Source organism: Paenibacillus sp. (assembly GCF_031177825.1).
GTDB lineage: Bacteria > Bacillota > Bacilli > Paenibacillales > YIM-B00363 > Paenibacillus_AE.
The window spans coordinates 14,126-34,939 of record NZ_JAPSKE010000042.1 but is presented as its reverse complement, the minus strand read 5'-3'; the positions used below and the strand labels follow the sequence as shown (position 1 = coordinate 34,939).

The following is a 20,814-nucleotide window of genomic DNA, read 5'->3' as shown; positions in this document are numbered from 1 at the left end:
ACCAGGCGCAAATTGCCGTTCACCAATTTCTCCCTTGCGGACCGGTCCCCCTTCTGTTGCAGCGAGACGAACAATTCGCGCATTTCGGCATTGGTTAATACCGGTAGTTTCGAAGTATCCACACCACAGATCTCGACTTTATTGCGGGTCATGCGTAAATACCTCCCAAGGAGAGACATTAATGAACATTATCTCCGAGAGGTGGGAGAATATTCTTGAACAACTCCCAGAAAAAAGTCAAGCCCGCCGGATCGGCGGGCTACACCATCTTATTGAACTCTTTGCGAAGCCGTTTAATGATACGCTTTTCCAGCCTAGAGATGTACGATTGCGAGATGCCGAGCAGGTCCGCGACGTCCTTCTGGGTTTTCTCTTCCCCGTCCTGCAAGCCGAAGCGGAGCTCCATAATGATCCGTTCCCGTTCCGACAGCTTGTCGAGCGCTTTATGTAACAGCTTGCGATCCACCTGCTCCTCGATGTTGCGGTAGATCGTATCGTTTTCCGTGCCGAGCACGTCGGAGAGCAGCAGCTCGTTGCCGTCCCAATCGATGTTCAGCGGTTCGTCGAACGATACCTCCGTCCGAATTTTGCTGTTGCGGCGAAGGTACATCAATATTTCGTTTTCGATGCAGCGGGAGGCGTACGTCGCGAGCTTGATTTTCTTCTCCGGATCGAACGTATTGACGGCCTTGATCAAACCGATCGTCCCGATCGACACGAGGTCTTCGATGTTGATGCCCGTGTTTTCGAACTTTCGCGCGATGTATACGACCAACCGCAGATTGCGTTCGATGAGCATCGATCGGATCGCCGCGTCGCCCGTCGACAGCTTCGCGAGCAGATACTCTTCCTCTTCCCTCGTCAGCGGCGGAGGAAGCGCCTCGCTGCCCCCGATATAATAAATTTCTTCGCCCTTCAACCGAAGCAGGAACAACAGGCGATAATACCAAATCGTCATCGTCAACTTCCATCGTAGCAGCATAAGCCATTTCCTCCTCGGTTTTTCTATGTTGCGACATTCGGATACGTTATGGGACCATGGCCGGATGAATGATCGCTTGATACGTCCCGTCCGCGCTGAGCGTGCCGCCTTCGATGCCGACGAACACTTTCTCCGCGGTCGACTCTCGTTCGCCTTGGCGGATCGTAACCGCGTCGGGCTTGACCGCCAGCATAAACCTCGCGCTCCCGTTAATGCCGCGGTACGGCACGAGCCTGATGCGCTCTCGCCACGGGAACGGCACCCCAGGCGGGGCTTCCGATCCCGCGGCGGCCGCCTCCGTCACGGCTTCGTCCGCCTCGCTTAAAAATTGAACGATCCGGTCCGCCTCGTCGGCGCGGATCGCTTGCAGCCAAGCTTTCGGGATCGCGTCCTTCCAAACGGCGGCTTCGAGGACCATGACCGGCGTTCGGGTCAACGGATCGTACAGATGATTGCCCGTATCGATCAACCCGGTGCAGCGGTACGCCGCGCCGTCGATCCGAATTTCCACCTCGGCGAGAAACTCGGCCTTCTTCTCCTTGCGCTTCGCGCCGCCGTTCACCTTGCGGAACAACGCGGCGCCGACCGCTCCCCCTAAAGCGACGAGCCATAACGATACGCCCAACGCGTATTGGTAGCCGCCGGTTTGCGAGAACAAGATGCCGCTCCACACGTCGTTGGACGACTGAAGCATATAATGAAAGCCGACGATCGTCCCCGCCGCCGCCGCGTTCACCGCATAGAATGCGGCCAAGAGTCCGGCGAATCGGGAGAAACTTTTGTAGCCGAAAGCTGTCATAATCATTACGGCCGAAAATAAACATTTAACAACAAATGTGTAAAACACCGCAAGCGCCGGTACGAACATCAGCAGCACATAGGAAGCGCCGATCGCCGACGCGACGCCTACTCGCCAATAAGAAGGCGTTACGCTGCGAACCTTCGCCGCCGCAAGGAGCATCGCGAAATCGAGAACGAAGTTCGTCAAAAATACGATGTCCACGTATACGACCATTCGTTCTTCCTCCGTTGCCTGCCGCTCGTCGGTCGGGACGACCGCTTCTCTCGTCTACGAAAGCTAGTATATCGAATCCCCCATCCAAAGTCTGTCTAAACCCGCTGTAAAATAGGGGCTTCTTTTGTCGAAGACGCCGGTCGAGAATGGTCGGCGGGAACCGTGCGGATTCGAGTCGACCAGGCGGCTCCCGCGAAGCTGAACGGTTTCGAAGGCGGCGTCGCGGGCGCTTCGCTTCCCCTCGGGAGCGCAGGGGCGTCGCCTTCCTCCTCCCCGAAGATACCGTGCCGGTAAACGACAAAAAGCCCCACCCGGATCAGGTGAGGCTTCGCACGGCCAAGGGTGACCGTCGTCTTAATCGTCCAAGAAGTTCTTGTTCCGGTTCCGAAGGAACGTCGGAATGTCCAACTGATCGTTGCTCGGCGCATTGCCGCTGAAAGGACGCACATTCGGCGTATGACGCTGCTCCGTTTCGGAGGCGATCCCCGGACGGCGCGGCGCCGGCGAAGGCGTATGCGGCTTATGCTCGAAGCCCGTCGCGATGACCGTAACTTTGATTTCTTCCTTCAGCGATTCGTCGATGATCGCGCCGAAGATCATGTTCACTTCCGGATCGGCCGCGGCGATGACGATCTCCGCCGCTTCGTTGACCTCGTACAAGCTCAGGTCCGCGCCGCCGGTGATGTTCATGATGACGCCCCGCGCGCCGTCGATCGACGTCTCGAGCAACGGGCTCATGATCGCCCGCTTCGCCGCTTCCGCGGCGCGGTTCTCCCCGCTCGCGCGACCGATGCCCATCAGCGCCGAACCGCGCTCGGTCATGATCGTCTTCACGTCGGCGAAGTCGAGGTTGATCAAACCCGGCACCGCGATCAAGTCGGAGATGCCCTGGACGCCTTGTCGAAGCACGTTGTCCGCTTCGCGGAACGCTTCGAGCATCGGCGTCTTCTTATCGACGATCTCGAGCAGCCGATCGTTCGGAATGACGATCAGCGTATCGACCTTCTCCTTCAGCGCCGCGATGCCGAGTTCCGCTTGCGCTTGGCGCTTGCGGCCCTCGAAGGTGAACGGACGCGTGACGACGCCGACGGTAAGCGCGCCGCACTCGCGTGCGATATCGGCGATAACCGGCGCCGCTCCCGTGCCCGTGCCGCCGCCCATGCCCGCCGTGACGAACACCATGTCCGCGCCCTTCAGCGCGTTCACGATCAGTTCTTTCGATTCTTCCGCCGCTTTCTTGCCGACTTCCGGGTTCGCGCCGGCGCCGAGACCGCGCGTCAGCTTGTCCCCGATTTGAAGTCTCGTTTCGGCCTTGGCCAGATGGAGCGCCTGCGCGTCCGTGTTGACTGTAATAAATTCGACGCCCTTAACGCCGTTATCGATCATTCGGTTGACGGCGTTGCTGCCGCCGCCGCCGACGCCGATGACTTTAATTTGCGCTAATTGGTCCATGTCGAGATCGAATTCTAACATGAAAGGTCCCCCTTGGCCCTAGATGAACTCACTGAACAAATTTTTGATCCGTTCGATCAAACTCGGTTTGTTGGCTGCCGTCGCTTTACGTCCCGTCGAGGTCTTCACGGAAACCGTACTGCGCGTCCTTAAAAACTTGGCGACGTAGGCAATGACGCCGACGCCGCTCGCGTAAGCCGGCTCCCGCACGCCGATGAAATCCGGAGAAGCGATCCGTACCGACGTATCAAGCACTGATTGCGCGACGGACAAGACGGCCGGCATCGAGACGGCTCCCCCGGTCAGAACGTATCCGCCCGCGAGCTCTCCCCCCGGCTTCATTCGCTTCACTTCGGCTTTAATCAACTCGAAGATTTCCTGCATCCGCGGTTCGACGATGCTGGCGAGATCCGCTTGCGAGAACTCCTTCTCGACATTGCTGCCGATGCGAGTGACCTTGAACGTCGTGCTCGGATCCGCGTCTTGTATCGAAGCGCAGCCGTACTTCAGCTTAATCTTCTCCGCGGTTTCCAGTTGCGTCCGTAGTCCGATCGTAATGTCGTTGGATACGTATTCTCCGCCGATCGGAAGCGTGGCCGTGGAGGTGATGGTGCCATTTTCGAAAATGGAAATCGTCGTCGCGCCCGCCCCGATATCGACCAGAACGGTGCCCAGATTTTTCTCGTCCTTGGAGAGCGCCAGATGACCCGCCGCCAGCGGCATCAGAATGAGGCCGGCGACCTTGAGCTCCGCCTTCTCCACGCATCGGATAAGGTTATGTATCGCCGTCTTGGCGCCCGTGATGACGATCGCTTCGACCTCGAGCCGAACGCCGATCATCCCCCTGGGATCGTGAATGCCTTCCAAGCCGTCGACGATGTACTGCTTCGGAACGATGCCGATGATTTCCCTCTCCGGTGGCAGCGCGATGACCTTAGCGGCTTGCAGCACCCGCTCGATGTCCTCCCCGCCGATCTCGCGATCTTCGTTGGACACCGCGACGACGCCGTGACTCGATTGCAGCTGAATATGGTTGCCGGCGATGCCGACGAAAACCTCCGATATCGTGACGCCGACCATCCGCTCGGAATGATCGACGGCGCTCTTAATCGATTGCACCGTTTGATCTATATCAACGATTGCTCCCTTTCGGATACCTTCGGAATCGGCGGAACCGACGCCTACGATATTGATGGAGCCGCCTGTCACTTCCCCGATGATGGCGCGGACTTTGGACGTTCCGATGTCCAAACTCACAATGATGTCGTTGCCGCTCAAAGCGTTGGCACCTCCCGCAGTGATAGAGACTTCAAAGAAAAGAAGAAAATAACTTTATACATATTCCACACGATCGTTCGATTCCCTCTTTTTTATATGACTCTTTTTATTAACGGAGAAAATAATTTTCGCATCTGGTAGGGATTCATTATGAAAACTTTTGTGAAAAATGCCGAAAATCCATAAGGACAATTCTAACATGTTAACCACCGCTTGAATAGAGCGGAATTGCGCGGTTCCCTTACTCCTCCGCGTCCGCGGACGATTGTTCCGTCGCCTCGTCCATCGCTTCCGCGTAGTTCGTATCCATCAGAACGATCCGACCGGACGTTCTATCGTCGTTCCGCAAATCATATACATAATCGTCGAGGAGGGATATTTTCTCTCTTAAATAAGAAATTCGAGTCACCACCTCGTACTTGGAACGCGTGTACATCACGATGCGGTCCGGGAACGAGTCCGTCGGGCTCGGCCGAATTTCAGACACGTCTTGAAGCTGCTCCGGCTCGATCGAGGCGAGCGTTTCGGTCAAGCGCCGTTTGAGCTCTGCGTCCTCCCATCCGGACATAATCGGGCGCGACGCCGCGTTCTCGACGTTGCCGTACGGCACGGACGTCGCGTTGGCCAGAATGCCCGCGATGTCGCCGGCTTCGGTCAACTCGAGCGCGACGACGGGGTATTCCTTCACGACGATGCTTATCATGCCGGGAAAACGCTTCACCGTCGTTACCTGCTCCGCTGCGCCGAGGCGCGAGACGCGCTCGTCGATTTCTCCGCCGCTTACCGCAAAAAAGTGATCCCCGACAGCAATGCCCGCGGCTTCGATAATCTGTTCCCTCGTGAGCAGCCGATTCCCTTCCACTTCGATCTGATGAATTTTACTGAACGACGACTGAAAGAACAAGACGCCAAGCAGCGCTACGAAAAAGACGAACAAGAAAAACAAAAGCTTCCGGTTCCCTCTCCGTCGCGGGCGTTCGCCGCGGACGACGGGCATCGGCTCGATTCCGGGCAAGGATAAACACCGCCTTACATACCAGATTGTCCCATTCCCTGCAATAAGACAGTCCCCTCCGGGTCCGGAAGGGACGTGCGTCGTACTTCGCAAATTAGGTAAGAAGAATTACATGGAGCTGGCGATGCGGTTCGTCGCCAAGGACGACATGCGTTCGATGCGCCCGCCCAACCGGCGGAACGTCGTCTCGATCGATTCGTAGCCCCGGTCGATATGATGAATCTGCTCGACGACCGTTCGGCCGTTCGCCGCGAGACCGGCGATGACGAGCGCGGCGCCTGCGCGCAGATCGGTCGCTTCGACCGTCGCCCCGTACAATCGCGGCACGCCGCGAATGAACGCGGAGTTCATGTCGACGCGGATATCGGCGCCCATGACCGACAATTCGTTCACATGCTTGAATCGGCCTTCGAACACGGTTTCCTTCATCACGCTAAGCCCGTCGGCGAGCGAGAGCAGCACCATCATCTGCGCCTGCAGGTCCGTCGGGAACGACGGGTACGGGCTGGTGACGATTCGCTCGACGGCCCGCGGCCGTCCGACGCCGATTACATTCATTATATCATCGTCGATCGCGATTTGGATACCCGCTCTGCGAAGCGCGTGAATGACCGACGTCAAGTGGCTCGGGACGACGCCCTCGAGCGTAACGTTGCCGCGCGTCGCGGCGGCGGCCACCATGAGCGTGCCGGCCACGATCCGATCGGAGATGACGCGATGCTCGCAAGGGGAGAGCCGCTCGACGCCTTCGATCGTAATCGTGTCCGTGCCGGCGCCGATGATCTTCGCCCCCATCCGATTCAGGAACAGCTGCAGGTCGGCGATCTCCGGCTCGCGGGCCGCGTTCGAAATCGTAGTGATGCCTTCCGCCGTCACGGCGGCCATCATCAGGTTCTCCGTCGCGCCGACGCTCGGATAATCGAGCACGATATCGGCGCCTTTCAATCTCTTGGCCTGGCATACGACTCGGGTATCGGTTTCGATGATGTTCGCACCGAGCGCTTTCAGGCCGTTGAGATGCAAATCGATTTTCCGTTCACCGATGGCGCATCCGCCCGGTTGGGAGATCGTCACTTCGCCGAATCGGGCGAGAAGCGGCCCCATCAAGAAGATGGAGGAACGCATTCGGCTCATCAGCGTCTCCGGAATTTCCGTCGTCCGCACGTTCGTCGCGTCGACGACCGCGGTCTTGCCGGTCAGCGTCGCCTCGAGTCCGAGCGATCGCAAAATATCTAACATCACGTGGATATCCAGCAAATCCGGTACGTTGTCGATCGCAACGACGCCATCCGCCAAGAGGGAGGCCGCTAAGATCGGCAGGGCCGCGTTCTTCGCTCCTTCGATCCGCGCCGTTCCCTGTAGAGGCCGGCCGCCGTCGATTACTAACTTCTCCAAAGTCCCACCTCCGGAATTAGCGCTCACCGACCTCCAACACTTCCGGCACGAGCCGAATTCCCGTCTGGCTTTCTACCGTCTGTTGGATACGTTCGATTAAGGTGAGCACGTCTTCCGCCGTAGCATTGCCGGTGTTAACGATAAAATTGGCGTGCAGCGTCGACACTTCCGCGCCGCCGACGCGAAGTCCCTTCAAGCCCGCGTCTTCGATCAGCTTCGCGGCGTGATGGCCTTCCGGGTTCCGGAAGACGCTTCCCGCGCAAGCCGAGCTCAGCGGCTGCGTCCGTTTGCGGCGATCTTTATAAGCCGCCATGGCGGCGGCGATTTCCCTGCGATCGCCGTAAGCGAGACGGAACTCCGCCTCCGTCACGATCGCTTTGCTGCCGTGCAGCGCCGAATGCCTATACGCGAAGCGAAAATCGTCGCGGCTCCACACGGCCAATTCCCCGTTTTCCAACACTACTTCGGCGGATATCAAGATGCGTGAGACGTCGGAAGCCATCGCACCTGCGTTCATGTAGACGGCGCCGCCCACGCTGCCCGGAATGCCCCCTGCGAATTCCAGGCCCGTGAGTCCTTCCTTGCCGGCCATGACAGACAGCTTAATGAACGAATACGCGCCGCCTGCGATGACCCGCTCGCCGTCGAACCGAACATAATCGAACGCGTCGCCTAGCTTGATCACGACCCCGCGGATGCCGCGGTCCGATACGAGTACGTTCGAGCCGCGACCGAGCGGCGTCCACGGGACGCCGTGCCGGTGCAGAATCTCGACCGTCGCCGCCAACTGTTCCTTCCCGGGAGGGATGACGAGAACGTCGGCCGGTCCGCCGATCTTCCAAGTCGTGTGGGGCGCCAGCGCCTCCTCCGTCAGGATCTCGCCGACGCCTCTCTCGCGAAGCTCGTCGATCCAATGATTCATAGGCCGTACCTCCTTACTAGAAAACGACGCGTGATCCGGAATGCTTCGCTCCCGACGTCACAGTCATACGTTATGGTATGTTCCGCACGCGGAAGTGTGACAACAGCCTATCTAGCGAACCTCGATACGTTCAACAGAACGCCGATCGCGGTAAGCAGCAGCGTGAGGGAAGACCCCCCCGCGCTGATGAGCGGAAGCGTAATGCCGGTAACCGGAAGCATGCCGATCACGACGCCGATATTGATGAATACTTGCACGCCCACGATGCCGACGATGCCGACCGCGAGCAAGCTGCCGAACGAGTCCGGCGCGGTGATCGCCGCGCGCATGCCTCGCCAGACGAGAAGCAGGAACAGCGCGAGCAGCAGCGCGCCTCCGATGAAGCCGAGCTCCTCCGCGACGATAGAGAAGATGAAGTCCGTCTGCGGCTCCGGCAAGTAGCTGTGCTTCTGCCGGCTGGCGCCGAGGCCGAGGCCGACGAGACCGCCGGGACCGATCGCGAAGAGCGATTGGATGATCTGATAGCCGGAGCCGAGCGGGTCCGACCATGGATCCAAATACCCGGTAATGCGCTGCATCCGGTACGGCGCCGCGGCGATCAGGCCGACGAAGCCGGCGGCGCCGAGCGCGGCGAGCCCGGCCATATGGGACATTCTCGCCCCGGCCGCGTAGATGACGATGAGCGACGCGCCGACGAGCACCGCGCCGGAGCCGAGATCCGGCTGCAGCATGATGAGGCCGAACGCGAGACCGACGATGCCGAGCGGCGGAAGAAGGCCCGTCACGAACTTCGACAGACGGGCCTGATGCTCGGACAACAGCTTCGCTAGGAAAATAATCATGGCGAGCTTCATGAACTCGGACGGCTGAATGCCGAAGCTGCCGATGCCGAGCCAGCTGCGCGCTCCGCCGCGCACGACCCCGATGCCCGGGACGAGCACGACGACGAGCAGCGCGAAGCACACGATCAATCCGATCTTAGCATACTTCTTCCAAACCCAATAATCGACGTTCATGGCGAAATACATCGCTACGAGACCGAGTCCCGCGAAGATCAGCTGGCGCTTCAAGTAATAAAACGAATCGCCGTACTCGCGGAACGCCATAACCGCGCTGGCGCTGTACACCATGACGACGCCTAAGGCCAGCAGCCCGAGCGTCGCGATCAACAGGTACACGTCTGGCGCGGAACGCGCTTTGGACATACGAGACACCCTTTCGCACTCAGTTGTACAACCCTTATTACAAGGTATGCACCGAATGCTTAAACATGCGTCCTCGGTCCTCGTACGACGGGAACATATCCCAGCTTGCGCAAGCCGGAGACAGCAGCACCGTCTGTCCCGGCTCCGCGAAGCCGCGCGCCGCCTCGGCCGCGAGGCGCACCGCCTCCGCGGGGTCCGCCGCGTCCACCGCCGTCCGCTTCGCGACGCCGGCCAATTCGGCGACGCGGAGCAGCTTCTCCCGCGTCTCGCCGAGCGCGACGACCGCCTTCACCTTCGATTCGAAGACGGGAAGCAGCTCCATGTAATCGGAGCCGCGGTCGAGCCCGCCGCACACGAGCACGATGCCGCCGCCGTCGAACGATTCGATCGACTTGGCGGTCGCGGTCGGGTTCGTCGCCTTCGAATCGTTGTAATACGCGACGCCGTCCTTCTCGAGCACGAATTCGAGCCGGTGTTCGACGCCCTGGAACGTCCTGAGCACGGTTCGCACGCTTTCCGGGCTCGCGCCCGCCGACAGCGCGACCGCGGCGGCGGCGATCGCGTTTTCCGCGTTGTGGCTGCCTCGAATGGCGATCTCGCGAACCGGCATCAGCTCATCCGGTTCGCCGTTCCCGTCCGCCACCCAAATGACGTCGTTCCGTATGTATACGCCTCGTTCGAGAGGCTCCTTCGACGAAAACGGAAACGGTCTCGCGGAAATGAGAGGCGCGAGCGATCGGCAGAACGGATCGTCCCAGTTAAACACCGCCGTATCGTCCGTCGTCTGATTCGCGAACAGCCTCGCCTTCGACGCGGCGTAATCGTCCATCGTCCCGTGGTAGTCGAGATGCGTCTCGTACAAATTCAAAAGGCAGGCGATGTTCGGCCGGAAATCGACCGTCCCCTTCAGCTGGAAGCTGCTGAGCTCCGCGACGAGCCATTCGTCCGGACGCGCCTCGAGCGCCGCCTCCGTCAAGGCGCGCCCGATGTTGCCGGCGATGATCGCGCCTTGTCCGTCCTGCTTCAGCATGAGATGGACGAACGTCGTCGTCGTCGTCTTCCCGTTGGAGCCGGTAATGCCGATCATGGGAGACCGCTTGACGGCGGCCGCCACCTCCACCTCCGTCACGATCTCGATGCCGAGCTCGAGCGCCTTGCGGATCGGCGGAATCGAATACGGGATTCCCGGATTCTTCACGACGAGGGCGACGTTCTCGTCGATCAGGTCGTCCGGATGATGCCCGCAAACAACAGAAATACCCAGAGCCGTCAACGGATCGGCCTCAGGGCATAAAGAGCGTTCTTTCTTATCGTTCACGACGACGTCCGCGCCGCGCCGGTGAAGCAGCTCGGCGACCGCGACGCCGCTTCTCGCCAAGCCGAGCACGACGACCCGGCGGCCTTGATACCGATCCGGATGTTGCATACGTCTACAACCCCTCGTTGATATAGATTCCGAGCCCCGCCAGCGCGAGTCCCGTCAGCCAAAACGTGATGACGACGCGCCACTCGGACCAACCGACGAGCTCGAAGTGGTGGTGGATCGGGCTCATCTTGAACACGCGCTTTCCTCGGGTTTTGAAGGACACGACCTGGATGATGACGGACAGCACCTCGACGACGAAGACGCCGCCGACGAGCAGGAGCAGAAGCTCCGTCTTCGTCAGCGCCGCGACGGCGACGATGCCGCCGCCGATGCCGAGGCTGCCGGTGTCGCCCATGAACACCTTGGCCGGGTGCGCGTTAAATACGAGGAAGCCGAGCACCGCGCCGATCATCGCCGCCGAGAAGAACGCCGCTTCGGGCTCCGTCCGCATCATCGCGATCACGGCGAGCGCGCCGAACGCGATGGCGCTCGTTCCCGACAGCAAGCCGTCGAGCCCGTCGGTGAAGTTGACCGCGTTGCTCATTCCAAGCATTAACAAAACGAGGAAAGGATAATACAGGAAACCGAGCGGAAGGACGAAATCGGTGCCCGGAATGCCGAGATCCGTATTGTGGCCGTCCATGTACAGCATCGCGCATACGACGATGGAGAAAAACAGCTGACCGAGAAGCTTCTGCTTCGCGGTGAGGCCGAGCGATCGCTTGAAGGCGATCTTGATGTAATCGTCCAGGAAGCCGACGAGCCCGAACCCGAGACACGCGACCAGCAAAATATACACCTCAAGCGATCGGTCGGAAAACCGGAGGAACGCCAGCGTGAGCGCGATCAAGATAATGATGCCGCCCATCGTCGGCGTGCCGGCCTTCTTCTGATGCCCTTGCGGACCTTCTTCGCGAATTTGCTGCCCGAACTTTAACCTTCTTAGTATCGGAATGCAAAGCGGTCCGAGAATGACGGCCAGCGCGAAGGAAACGCCCGTCGTAATCAATATCGGATTCAGTTCCACTGCCGTCCCCCTTCTACGGTGCCCTTCGCACGCGTCATATAGTGTTCGTAAGATCGTTCATCTTTGTGTCTTAAAGCCTTCCGCGTCATGCCTTCGCCCTCCCGAGGATCGCGTCCTTCGCGACGACGCGATCGTCGAACGGCAGCGTGACGCCGCCGATGATTTGATACGTCTCATGTCCCTTGCCCGCAATCAATACTACATCGTCGGGCTCGGCCATTTCAACCGCTTTTTGGATCGCGCGGCGCCGGTCCTCGATGATCTCGTACTTCGCGGCTTCGGCGCCGGCTTCGAGCACGCCGGCTTCGATCTCCGCCAGAATCGCTTCCGGCCGCTCCGATCGCGGATTGTCGGACGTCAGAATCGTGTAGTCGCTCCGCTCGGCGGAGATGGCCCCCATGATCGGACGCTTCTTCCGGTCCCGGTCGCCGCCGCAGCCGAATACGGTGATGACACGGCCTTTAGCGAACTCGTTCACCGTGTCGAGCACGTTCAACAGGCCGTCCGGCGTGTGCGCGTAATCGACGAGCACGGTGAACGGCTGGCCCGCGTCGACCGGCTCGACGCGGCCTTCCACGCCCGGCAGCCGCTCCAACGCCTCTTTAATTACAGGTAACGGCACGCCCTCGGCCAATGTTGCGGCGATCGCGCCCAAAATGTTATACACGTTGAATTTGCCCAGCATGTTGACGCTGAGCTCGACGTCTCCCGCGAACGTAGACACCTTCATCGCGGTGCCCCGCGCCGTCAGGCGGATGTCGCTCGCGCGCACGTCCGCCGGCGCGTCGATCCCGTACAGGATCGTCTCCGCCGCCGTCATCGCCTTGAAGCGCTCGTGCGCCGGGTCGTCCGCGTTCAGCACCGCGTATTTGCGCGCCGCTTCCCCGGGCTCCGACGCGTTGCCGAGTCGGGAGAAGAACAGCCCCTTCGCGTCCGCATATCGCTCCATCGTGCCGTGATAATCGAGATGATCCTGCGTCAAATTCGTAAAGACGGCCGTCCGGAAGTCGATCCCGATCGTCCGCCCTTGATCGAGCGCGTGGCTCGACACTTCCATCACGCAGTACGACGCGCCGGCGTCGGCCATGCGGCGAAGCGTCCGCTGCAGCGAGACGGCGTCGGCCGTCGTGCGCTCCGCCGTCTCGGTCCGACCGCCGATCTTCACGCGAATCGTCCCCATCAGTCCGGTCTCCCGGCCTGCCGCCGACAGGATCGCTTCGATCAACGACGTCGTCGTCGTCTTGCCGTTCGTGCCGGTGACGCCGATCGCGCGCACCTGCTTGCTGGGGTCGCCGTAGAAGTGGCGAGCGATCACCGCGGAGGCGTATCGCGCGTTCGACACGATCAGCTGCGGCACGGGGAGCGGCAGCTCCCGCTCGACGACGAGCGCCGCGGCGCCGCTCTCGACGGCCGCCGCCGCGTAGTCGTGGCCGTCTTGCGTAAAGCCCGAGATGCATATAAACAAGTCGCCGGCGGTCACCCGCCGCGAATCGACCGCGAGGCCGGTTACGGGTACGGCTTCGTCTCCGCGAAGCTTCTTCTTTAAAAACAACGAGGCAAGCTCTTGCAGCAGCATGGGATTCCCCTCCGATCAGAAAGGTTGATCATTATTATAGACAAGATTTGGCGATTGCAACGTGCGTAGCCGGAAAAAGAACCCCTCGGCGTCAGTCCGCGGGCGGCGGCGGCGCCTGATCGGATAAATAAATCTGGATCGTCGAGCCGACCGGCACCTTCGTTCCCGCCTTCGGCTCCTGCATGACGACCGTATTGCCGGCGCCGTATTTCGCGAGCGTAAAGTTCATATTAAGGCTCTGGTAAATTTCGGTCGTCGTTCGACCGACGAGATCCGGCACTTCGGCCATCATCACGTCCAAGCCGTATCGATATTCCGGTTCGACTTGATCCTTCCGAGGCGGCACGCCCATGTAACGGAGACTGTCTTCCATAATATTCTGAACGATCGGCGCCGCGATCAGACCGCCGAATTGCAGCCCCTTCGGATTGTCGACCGCCGTATAGATGACGATCTGCGGATCGTCCGCCGGCGCGAAGCCGATGAACGAGACGATGTGCTCCGTCGGCGAATATCGGCCGTTCACGACCTTCTGCGCCGTTCCGGTTTTACCGCCGACGCGGTAGCCTTCGATGAAGGCGTTCCGGCCGGTCCCCTTCGCCACGACGCTCTCGAGCGCCTCGCGCACCAGCTTCGACGTCGCCTCGGAGATGATGTCGTCGCGCACGAGCGTCGGCTCGATTTCGTCGACGACGTCGCCCGTTACCGGGTCGACCCAAGCCTTGCCGACATGCGGCTTATACAGCTTGCCGCCGTTGATCGCCGCCGACACCGCCATGACCTGCTGGATCGGCGTCACCGATACCCCTTGGCCGAACGCGGTCGTCGCCAGCTCCACCGGACCGATTCGCTCCGGTTTAAACATAATGCCGTTCTCTTCGCCGCCGAGATCGATGCCCGTCTTAGAGCCGAAGCCGAACTTCTTGATGTAGTCGAACAACGTTTCCGCGCCGAGCCGTTGTCCCATGACGACGAAGCCCGGGTTGCAGGAATTTTCCACGACCTCGAGGAACGTCTCCGCCCCGTGCCCGCCCGGCTTCCAACAGCGCAGCCGCGCGCCGCCGACTTCGATGGCGCCCTTGTCGTGGAAGCTCTCGGCGAAGCTGACCTTGCCCTCCTCGAGCGCCGCCGCCAGCGTCACGATCTTGAACGTCGAGCCGGGCTCGTACGTCATCCAAATCGGCAGGTTCCGATTGTACACGGCGGAATCGTACTGTTGGTATTGCCCCGGCTCGTAGCCCGGGCGGCTCGCCATCGCCAGCACCTCGCCCGTGTTCGGGTCGACGGCGATCGAGATTATATGCTTCGGTTGATATTTCACCATCGCTTGATCGAGCTCGCGCTCCATGATCGTCTGGATTTGCTTGTCGATCGTCAGCTGTAAATTGAGCCCGTCCTTCGGCGGAACGTACTCCTCCGAAGAACCCGGCATCTCCTCGCCTCTCGCGTTGGACAAATACGCCACGCTGCCGCCGATCCCCTTGAGCAGCTCGTCGTATCGGGCTTCGACGCCCGTCAGTCCTTGATTGTCGATGCCCGTGAAGCCGAGCACGTGCGCGGCCAGTCCGTCGAACGGATAATAGCGCTTATTGTCCTCGGCCACGAAGATGCCCGGCAGCGCGAGATCGCGAACCTGCTGGGCTTTGTCCTGCGTAATTTTTCGGCCGCCCGGCTGGAGCCGAACGATCGACTCGCGCTTGCCGATCGTCTCCAGCACCTTGTTTTCGGTCATGCCGAGCACGGGCGCCAGCGCCTTCGCCGTCGCTTCCTTCTCCTTGATTTGCGCGGGAACGGCCATGATCGTCGGCGTGCTCACGTTATAAGCGAGGCGTTCTCCGTTCCGATCCCAGATCTCGCCCCGTTTCGCGGAGAACGGCACCTCCCGCCGCCAGGATTCCTCCGCCAGCTCCGTCAAATCCGGCCCCATCACCAGCTGCACCCAAGCCAGCCTCGCGATCAACGCAAGGAACAGCACCGATCCGAGCAGCAGCACCAAGTACAGTCTGCGGCGCAGCGTGACGTTCGAAACGCGCATGTCCACCCTCCCCTTCACTCGAAAAGCCCGTCTACATGTTCCTAGATTTAGACTATTCAAGTCGAACGGGGGGTAGAACAAGCCCATTACGCGGGGGCGCCTTCGCCTTCCGCTTCGCCGCCGTCCTCCGGCGGCGCTTCTTCGTCGGCGTTCGCATCCGGGGCATCGGCGCCGGCATCGGCTTCGTCGTCCCCGCCGGCGCCGTCGTCCGACGCCTCGCTCGTGCCGTCATCCGCCGCGCCGCCGCTCGCCGCTTTGCCGAACGGCTCCAGCTTCACGCGCAGCGTCGCGGCGCCGCCTTCTTCCGCCAGCTCCTGCTGCACCACGTAGCCTTCGCCTTGCGCTTCGCACTTCAGGCCCAGCAGCGCGCACAGCTGCACGACGTCGCGCAAGCTCGCGCCGACGACGTCCGGGACGGGCGCTTCTTCCTGCGGGACCGTCAGCAAGAAGATTTGCGTCGAACCCGCCACCTTCTCGCCCGCCGCGGGGTACTGCCCGACGACCTTCGCGCCGTCGCCGACGAGCCGCGCGCCGAAGCCGCGCGCGTCAAGCTCGTTCACGGCCGCATTCGGCGCGAGGCCGATCAAATCCGGCACCGCGGAGAGCGTGTCTTCGCCCGACGCGGCGAGCGCCGACGGCAGCTCCGTATCCGGCTTCACGCCCATGTAGCGGAGACTTTGCGAGACGATCTCCTTAAAGACGACCCCCGTCACTTCGCCGGCGCGGTTCGAGTCGCCGCCGAGATCCGGTTGGTCCGCGATGATCGCCACCGCGATGCGCGGATCGTCGGCGGGCGCGTAGCCGATGAACGACACGACCCACGTGTCCGTCGAGTAGGCGCCGTTCACGACGATGTTCGCCGTTCCCGTCTTGCCCGCGACCTCGTACCCTTCGATCCGCGCGCGGCGACCGGTGCCGCGGTCGTCCGAGACGACCTGCTTCAAATATTCCGTCACTTGCCTGGCCACGTCCTCCGAGACGACTTGGCCGATTTGCTTCGGCTTCGTCTCGGAGAGAATTTCGCCTGTCGAGGAGTCGACGACTTTCTTGACGACGTGCGGCTGCATCAGCTTGCCGCCGTTGGCGATCGCCGCGTACGCGGCCAATTGCTGGATCGGCGTCACGATGGCGCCGCCTTGCCCGTACGTCGTCGTCGCGATTTCCGCCGGATATTTGAAATCGATCAACCCTCCGACTTCCCCCGGCAAGTCGATGCCCGTCTTGCGCGAAAATCCGAATTTCTCGATATAATCGCGAAGCAGCTTCTCGCCGAGCGTCTCGTATCCGAGCTTGACGAAGGCGACGTTACTCGAGCGCAGCAGCCCTTCCAAATACGTGATGTCGCCCCACCCGCCGCGGCGGTGGTCGTTCAGCGTTCGCCCCGGCACTCGGATCGAGCCGGATTTGTAGGTAGCGTTCGGATCGAACACGCCTTGATCGACCGCCGCCGTCAACGTCACGAGCTTGAACGTCGAACCCGGCTCGTACCGCGACTGAATCGCCATGTTCTTAAAATCCTTATCCGGGTCGAATTTCCAATATTCGTTCGGATCGAACGTCGGGAAGTTCGCCAGCGCGAGCACCTCCATCGTCCGCGGGTCGACGGCGATGGCCGTTATGTTCTTCGGTTTGTATTGATCGAAGCTCTTCTTCAGCGCCGTCTCGGTATAATGCTGGATCGTCTGATCGATCGTCAGCACGAGGCTCTGACCGTCCACCGGTTGAATCAGCTCCGGCTTCGAATCCGGAAGCTTCCGGCCGAGGCGGTCTTTCTCGTACGCGATCGATCCCGGCGTGCCGCGCAGCAGCTCGTCCATCGCAAGCTCGAGCCCCGAGCCGGGATCCCCGTTTTTGTTGACGAATCCGATCACGTGCGCGCCTAAGGAGCCCTTAGGATAAAATCGCGCCTGATCTTCCTCGAGGATGACGCCTTGCCAGTTGTTCCCTTTGATGCCGTGCTTCTCGACGAACGCCGCCTTCCAGTCGCGAACGGCTTGCGCCTTCTCCTCGTTCAGCTTGCGGCCTTCGTTGCCGATCTGCCGATAGATGCGCAGATTGCCGCTCGCATCCCGATTCGTCGCTTGCTCGAGCAGGAACGGTTCGCTGACGCCGAGCACTTGCGACAGCCCTTCGGCCACCTCGCGTTCCAGTCCCAGTTCGCCGATGAGCTTCGGGTTCAACACCACGTTATAGCCCTTGGCGTCGCCCGCAAGCACTTCCAAGTTACGGTCGTAGATCGTGCCGCGCTTCGCGGGGAGCGTGTCTCCCGTCTCCCACATCGCCTCCGCCTTAGCCGTCAGCCAAGACGCTTCTACGACTTGCAGCCAATAGAGTCGACCGATCAGCAAAATAAAAAGAAGAGTGAACGCTGCCCCGAGCAGGAGCGAACGCACTCTAATTTTCTGCGGCATGTGTATATCCCACCTTATCGAATGACCGTTATTCCGCCGCGCCGAGCGCGACAGCCGTTCCGTTCGTCGCTTGGGCCGCCGGCACGCTGCCTTGTTCCGCAAGTCCAAGCTGGATGCCCATCTCGATCAAGCGTTCCGGGCTCCCGAGTCGAGCGACCTCGTTCTTCAGCTTGGCGCTCTCGTCTTCCAACGCGCGAATCTCTCTTTCCATCTTCACGATCTCTGCGTTCATCTCGTATTTCGACGCCTCGCGGAATTGATAGATTCCGGCGACGCCGCACACGAAGAACACCAGCCCGATCCAGGCGAGCTTCTCCGCGCCGGAAATCGTCTTGGCGCGCGGCTCCTTCTTGGCGTCGGGCTTGCGTTTGTTCCCCGGATCGGCGGACTGCGACCGGCGCTCGTCGAGCGCCAAGCTGCCGTGTATGTATGCGGACATAATATAAATCCCCCTTAGTATAATCGGTCGACGCCGGCGCGTCCCGATTTTCGGTAGATGTACTATTTTCCAGAAAAGGATTCGGCTTCTACAGCTTCTCCGCGACTCTCAGCTTCGCGGAACGCGCTCTCGGATTGCGCTCCAGCTCTTCCGCCGACGGCTCCACGGGCTTGCGGGAGACGAGCTTCAGCACGCCTTTCGCGCCGCAGCCGCACATCGGAAGATCCGGCGGGCAGATGCACTTGCCGAGCTTCGCCGCGAACGCCGTCTTGCAGATGCGGTCTTCCAGCGAGTGAAACGTAATGACGGCGATGCGTCCGCCCGGCGCGGCGACGTCGATCGCTTGCTCAAGCGCCTCTTCGAACGCTCCGAGCTCGTCGTTGACGGCGATGCGGATCGCTTGGAACGATCGCTTCGCGGGATGCCCCCCCGTCCGTCTTGCGGCGGCGGGTATGCCGGCCTTCACCAGCTCGGTCAGCTCCCCGGTCGTGCGGATCGGCGCATTCGCTCGCGCGGCGACGATCTCGCGAGCGATGCGCCGCGAAAATTTCTCCTCGCCGTACTGGAACAAGATGCGGGCGAGCTCCGCCTCCGACCAATCGTTCACGACGTCGTAGGCGCTAATGCCGCCGCTGCGGTCCATCCGCATGTCGAGGTCCGCGTCATGGTGGTAGCTGAAGCCTCGGTCGGCTTCGTCCAGCTGCGGCGACGACACGCCGAGATCGAACAACACGCCGTCGACCTTCTCGATTCCGAGCTCCGCCAGCTTCTCCTTCAATCTTCGGAAGTTGGACCGAACGAACGTCACGCGGTCCCCGTACTTCGCTAAGACCTCGCCGGCGTGAGCGAGCGCCGCGTCGTCTTGATCGAAGGCGATCAGACGTCCGGCGCCGCTTAAGCGGGAGGCGATCATCGCGCTGTGCCCGGCTCCGCCGAGCGTACAGTCGACGTAGACGCCGTCCGGCTTCACCGCAAGCGCGTCGACCGCCTCTTCTTTAAGCACCGTTATATGTGTAAACATGTTGTAACCCCTTTTCCTTGCCTCGCTTACAGATCGAAGTTGAAATCGACCAGCTTCTCGGCGATTTCGTTGAAGGATTCCTCCGACTGCTGAGAGTATGCTTCCCAAGCTTCTTTGCCCCAAATTTCCACGCGGGTGGAGACGCCGATGACGACGCAATCCTTGTCGAGCTTCGCGTGCTCCCGGAGATTGCTTGGTATATTTACCCTTCCCTGTTTGTCCAACTCGCATTCGACCGCGCCGGAGAAGAAAAACCGGGTGAACGCGCGCGCATCGGATTTCATGAGCGATAAGGACTTCAGCTTCTGTTCCATGACCGCCCACTCCGACATCGGATACACGAACAAACATTGATCGAGGCCGCGGGTCATCACGAAGGAAGAACCGAGCTCGTCGCGGAATTTCGCCGGGATGATCATGCGGCCTTTATCATCAACGCTATGTTGAAATTCACCCATGAACATACCGACTTCACCACCTACTCACCCTTATCCCCCACTTACCCCCACTTTCCACCACTTTTACTCAAATTCGATGACAAAAGAAAAAATCCTGCTTAAAAAACAGGATTTCAAAAAAATATTTTATGGAATTAAGGGTCGGTTTTTTTCGTTTTTTGCTTTTCGCCGTCGAACGAACCAGTAAATTGGCGTTCCGACGAGGATCGCGACGACGATGACGGGCAGGGCGCCGGCGACGACGATCATGACGCCTTCCGCGACGACGACGAGCGCGTTCAAGCTGCTCTTCAGTGCCGCGCTCATTCTATCGGCCAGCGTCGCGTCGCCGCCTTGGCTCGTCAGTCCGAGGCCGGACCGCTCGTAGACGCGCAGCTCGATCGTGGAGAAGTCGACGTTTTGCTGCAAATAACGCATCCGCCCCTTCAGCCGTTCGATTTCCTCCTGGATGGCCGCGAGCTCGTTCGTGTACCGAATCAAATCTTCCGACCGGCTCGCCTGCTCCATATACTTCAAATAACGGGACTCGACGAGCTCCTTCGCCTTCAACCGGGCTCCGAGGTCCACGAATTCCTCGGATACGTCCTGCGCGTTCATGCTTCGGTTGAGCCCCACGTTCGGGAGCTCCTCCAGCCGATCCATGAATCCGCCGAAATCCGCGGCCGGCACCTTGATCGTGAACAACCCCGACTTCTCCGAGCCGCCGGCTTGCTCCGAAAATTGAAGCAAGTATCCGCCGGACAAGTGGATTAAGTTTTGCACCGCCGTATACGTGTCGGCGTAGCTCTCTACCTCCATCGTTACGTTCGCCTTGTAGATGAGCATCCTTCCTTGCGCGGCAGCCGGCGCGACGGCCGTCCCGCCCGGCGGCGCGGCGCCCGCGCCCGACGCAGCGCCTCCGCTCGACGCGTCGCCGCCCGCGGCCGCCCCTTCTTCCGCTTCGACGACATTCATATCCGCCATCGGCGCCTCCGCCGGCGTCTCCGTCGCGACGTTCGCCGTCCCGTACGACATCATCTCCGCCGTTCCGCTTGACGCGCGGTCGGCGCTCGATCCGCCGCTTCCGCTGCAGCCCGCCGCCAACGCCGCCAATGCCAGCAACGCGACCGCAAGCCAATGTTTCCCTTTCCCTTTCCCCTTCCGATTTCGTTGCATCGCGACCCCCGCCTTTTTCCTATTCATTCCGGGATTTCCGGTTACCTCCTAGACGGCAGGAA

At 60.7% G+C, this 20,814-nt stretch carries 17 protein-coding genes and 1 pseudogene; all 18 read right to left on the bottom strand.

Annotated features, from left to right (window positions below; all coding sequences use genetic code 11):
• Window positions 1-152: pseudogene (locus RIN49_RS27305) on the bottom strand (RNA polymerase sigma-G factor); the annotation flags it as partial.
• A 107-nt stretch (window positions 153-259) separates the two neighbouring features.
• Window positions 260-982, bottom strand: a complete 723-nt coding sequence (gene sigE / locus RIN49_RS27300) for an RNA polymerase sporulation sigma factor SigE (RefSeq protein WP_138196119.1) — start codon at window positions 980-982, stop codon at window positions 260-262.
• 46 nt (window positions 983-1,028) lie between these two features.
• On the bottom strand, window positions 1,029-1,997 hold the full coding sequence (spoIIGA, locus tag RIN49_RS27295; RefSeq protein WP_309123271.1) for a sigma-E processing peptidase SpoIIGA: 969 nt from the start codon (window positions 1,995-1,997) through the stop codon (window positions 1,029-1,031).
• Window positions 1,998-2,351: 354 nt separating this feature from the next.
• The gene (gene ftsZ, locus RIN49_RS27290; protein ID WP_309123270.1) at window positions 2,352-3,470 is read right to left on the bottom strand and encodes a cell division protein FtsZ; all 1,119 of its coding nucleotides are present in this window, start codon (window positions 3,468-3,470) and stop codon (window positions 2,352-2,354) included.
• An 18-nt stretch (window positions 3,471-3,488) separates the two neighbouring features.
• Entirely contained in the window at window positions 3,489-4,727 is a 1,239-nt protein-coding gene (gene ftsA, locus RIN49_RS27285; RefSeq protein WP_309123269.1) for a cell division protein FtsA, read from the bottom strand.
• A gap of 241 nt (window positions 4,728-4,968) precedes the next feature.
• Entirely contained in the window at window positions 4,969-5,742 is a 774-nt protein-coding gene (locus RIN49_RS27280) for a cell division protein FtsQ/DivIB (protein ID WP_309123268.1), read from the bottom strand.
• A gap of 108 nt (window positions 5,743-5,850) precedes the next feature.
• Window positions 5,851-7,137 (bottom strand): UDP-N-acetylglucosamine 1-carboxyvinyltransferase, encoded by a 1,287-nt coding sequence (gene murA / locus RIN49_RS27275; protein ID WP_309123267.1) that lies wholly within the window; start codon window positions 7,135-7,137, stop codon window positions 5,851-5,853.
• Between the two features lie 16 nt (window positions 7,138-7,153).
• Window positions 7,154-8,059: a UDP-N-acetylmuramate dehydrogenase gene (murB, locus tag RIN49_RS27270; RefSeq protein WP_309123266.1), complete on the bottom strand. Its 906-nt coding sequence runs from the start codon at window positions 8,057-8,059 to the stop codon at window positions 7,154-7,156.
• 107 nt (window positions 8,060-8,166) lie between these two features.
• Window positions 8,167-9,264, bottom strand: coding sequence for a stage V sporulation protein E (gene spoVE, locus RIN49_RS27265; protein WP_309123265.1), 1,098 nt, complete (start codon window positions 9,262-9,264; stop codon window positions 8,167-8,169).
• A 37-nt stretch (window positions 9,265-9,301) separates the two neighbouring features.
• A complete protein-coding gene (gene murD, locus RIN49_RS27260) occupies window positions 9,302-10,690 on the bottom strand; it encodes a UDP-N-acetylmuramoyl-L-alanine--D-glutamate ligase (RefSeq protein WP_309123264.1) in 1,389 nt (462 codons plus the stop codon).
• A gap of 4 nt (window positions 10,691-10,694) precedes the next feature.
• Window positions 10,695-11,657, bottom strand: coding sequence for a phospho-N-acetylmuramoyl-pentapeptide-transferase (gene mraY, locus RIN49_RS27255; protein WP_309123263.1), 963 nt, complete (start codon window positions 11,655-11,657; stop codon window positions 10,695-10,697).
• An 85-nt stretch (window positions 11,658-11,742) separates the two neighbouring features.
• Window positions 11,743-13,233, bottom strand: a complete 1,491-nt coding sequence (locus RIN49_RS27250) for a UDP-N-acetylmuramoyl-L-alanyl-D-glutamate--2,6-diaminopimelate ligase (RefSeq protein ID WP_309123262.1) — start codon at window positions 13,231-13,233, stop codon at window positions 11,743-11,745.
• Between the two features lie 91 nt (window positions 13,234-13,324).
• Window positions 13,325-15,268 (bottom strand): stage V sporulation protein D, encoded by a 1,944-nt coding sequence (locus RIN49_RS27245; RefSeq protein WP_309123261.1) that lies wholly within the window; start codon window positions 15,266-15,268, stop codon window positions 13,325-13,327.
• An 86-nt stretch (window positions 15,269-15,354) separates the two neighbouring features.
• Window positions 15,355-17,679: a penicillin-binding transpeptidase domain-containing protein gene (locus RIN49_RS27240; RefSeq protein ID WP_309123260.1), complete on the bottom strand. Its 2,325-nt coding sequence runs from the start codon at window positions 17,677-17,679 to the stop codon at window positions 15,355-15,357.
• A gap of 28 nt (window positions 17,680-17,707) precedes the next feature.
• Window positions 17,708-18,118, bottom strand: a complete 411-nt coding sequence (locus tag RIN49_RS27235) for a hypothetical protein (RefSeq protein ID WP_309123259.1) — start codon at window positions 18,116-18,118, stop codon at window positions 17,708-17,710.
• An 88-nt stretch (window positions 18,119-18,206) separates the two neighbouring features.
• Window positions 18,207-19,139: a 16S rRNA (cytosine(1402)-N(4))-methyltransferase RsmH gene (rsmH, locus tag RIN49_RS27230; RefSeq protein ID WP_309123258.1), complete on the bottom strand. Its 933-nt coding sequence runs from the start codon at window positions 19,137-19,139 to the stop codon at window positions 18,207-18,209.
• Between the two features lie 26 nt (window positions 19,140-19,165).
• On the bottom strand, window positions 19,166-19,603 hold the full coding sequence (gene mraZ, locus RIN49_RS27225) for a division/cell wall cluster transcriptional repressor MraZ (RefSeq protein WP_138196103.1): 438 nt from the start codon (window positions 19,601-19,603) through the stop codon (window positions 19,166-19,168).
• A 120-nt stretch (window positions 19,604-19,723) separates the two neighbouring features.
• Window positions 19,724-20,752, bottom strand: coding sequence for a DUF4349 domain-containing protein (locus RIN49_RS27220; RefSeq protein ID WP_309123257.1), 1,029 nt, complete (start codon window positions 20,750-20,752; stop codon window positions 19,724-19,726).
• Window positions 20,753-20,814 lie beyond the last annotated feature (62 nt).

What these genes read in the sequence shown, in the direction of transcription:
- rsmH (WP_309123258.1), bottom strand. Translation starts at nt 19,139, where the DNA reads ATGTTTACACATATAACGGTGCTTAAAGAAGAGGCGGTCGACGCGCTT.
- RIN49_RS27240 (WP_309123260.1), bottom strand. Translation starts at nt 17,679, where the DNA reads ATGCCGCAGAAAATTAGAGTGCGTTCGCTCCTGCTCGGGGCAGCGTTC.
- sigE (WP_138196119.1), bottom strand. Translation starts at nt 982, where the DNA reads ATGCTGCTACGATGGAAGTTGACGATGACGATTTGGTATTATCGCCTG.
- mraZ (WP_138196103.1), bottom strand. Translation starts at nt 19,603, where the DNA reads ATGTTCATGGGTGAATTTCAACATAGCGTTGATGATAAAGGCCGCATG.
- RIN49_RS27220 (WP_309123257.1), bottom strand. Translation starts at nt 20,752, where the DNA reads ATGCAACGAAATCGGAAGGGGAAAGGGAAAGGGAAACATTGGCTTGCG.
- murB (WP_309123266.1), bottom strand. Translation starts at nt 8,059, where the DNA reads ATGAATCATTGGATCGACGAGCTTCGCGAGAGAGGCGTCGGCGAGATC.
- murD (WP_309123264.1), bottom strand. Translation starts at nt 10,690, where the DNA reads ATGCAACATCCGGATCGGTATCAAGGCCGCCGGGTCGTCGTGCTCGGC.
- RIN49_RS27235 (WP_309123259.1), bottom strand. Translation starts at nt 18,118, where the DNA reads ATGTCCGCATACATACACGGCAGCTTGGCGCTCGACGAGCGCCGGTCG.
- spoVE (WP_309123265.1), bottom strand. Translation starts at nt 9,264, where the DNA reads ATGTCCAAAGCGCGTTCCGCGCCAGACGTGTACCTGTTGATCGCGACG.
- ftsZ (WP_309123270.1), bottom strand. Translation starts at nt 3,470, where the DNA reads ATGTTAGAATTCGATCTCGACATGGACCAATTAGCGCAAATTAAAGTC.
- RIN49_RS27250 (WP_309123262.1), bottom strand. Translation starts at nt 13,233, where the DNA reads ATGCTGCTGCAAGAGCTTGCCTCGTTGTTTTTAAAGAAGAAGCTTCGC.
- spoIIGA (WP_309123271.1), bottom strand. Translation starts at nt 1,997, where the DNA reads ATGGTCGTATACGTGGACATCGTATTTTTGACGAACTTCGTTCTCGAT.
- RIN49_RS27245 (WP_309123261.1), bottom strand. Translation starts at nt 15,268, where the DNA reads ATGCGCGTTTCGAACGTCACGCTGCGCCGCAGACTGTACTTGGTGCTG.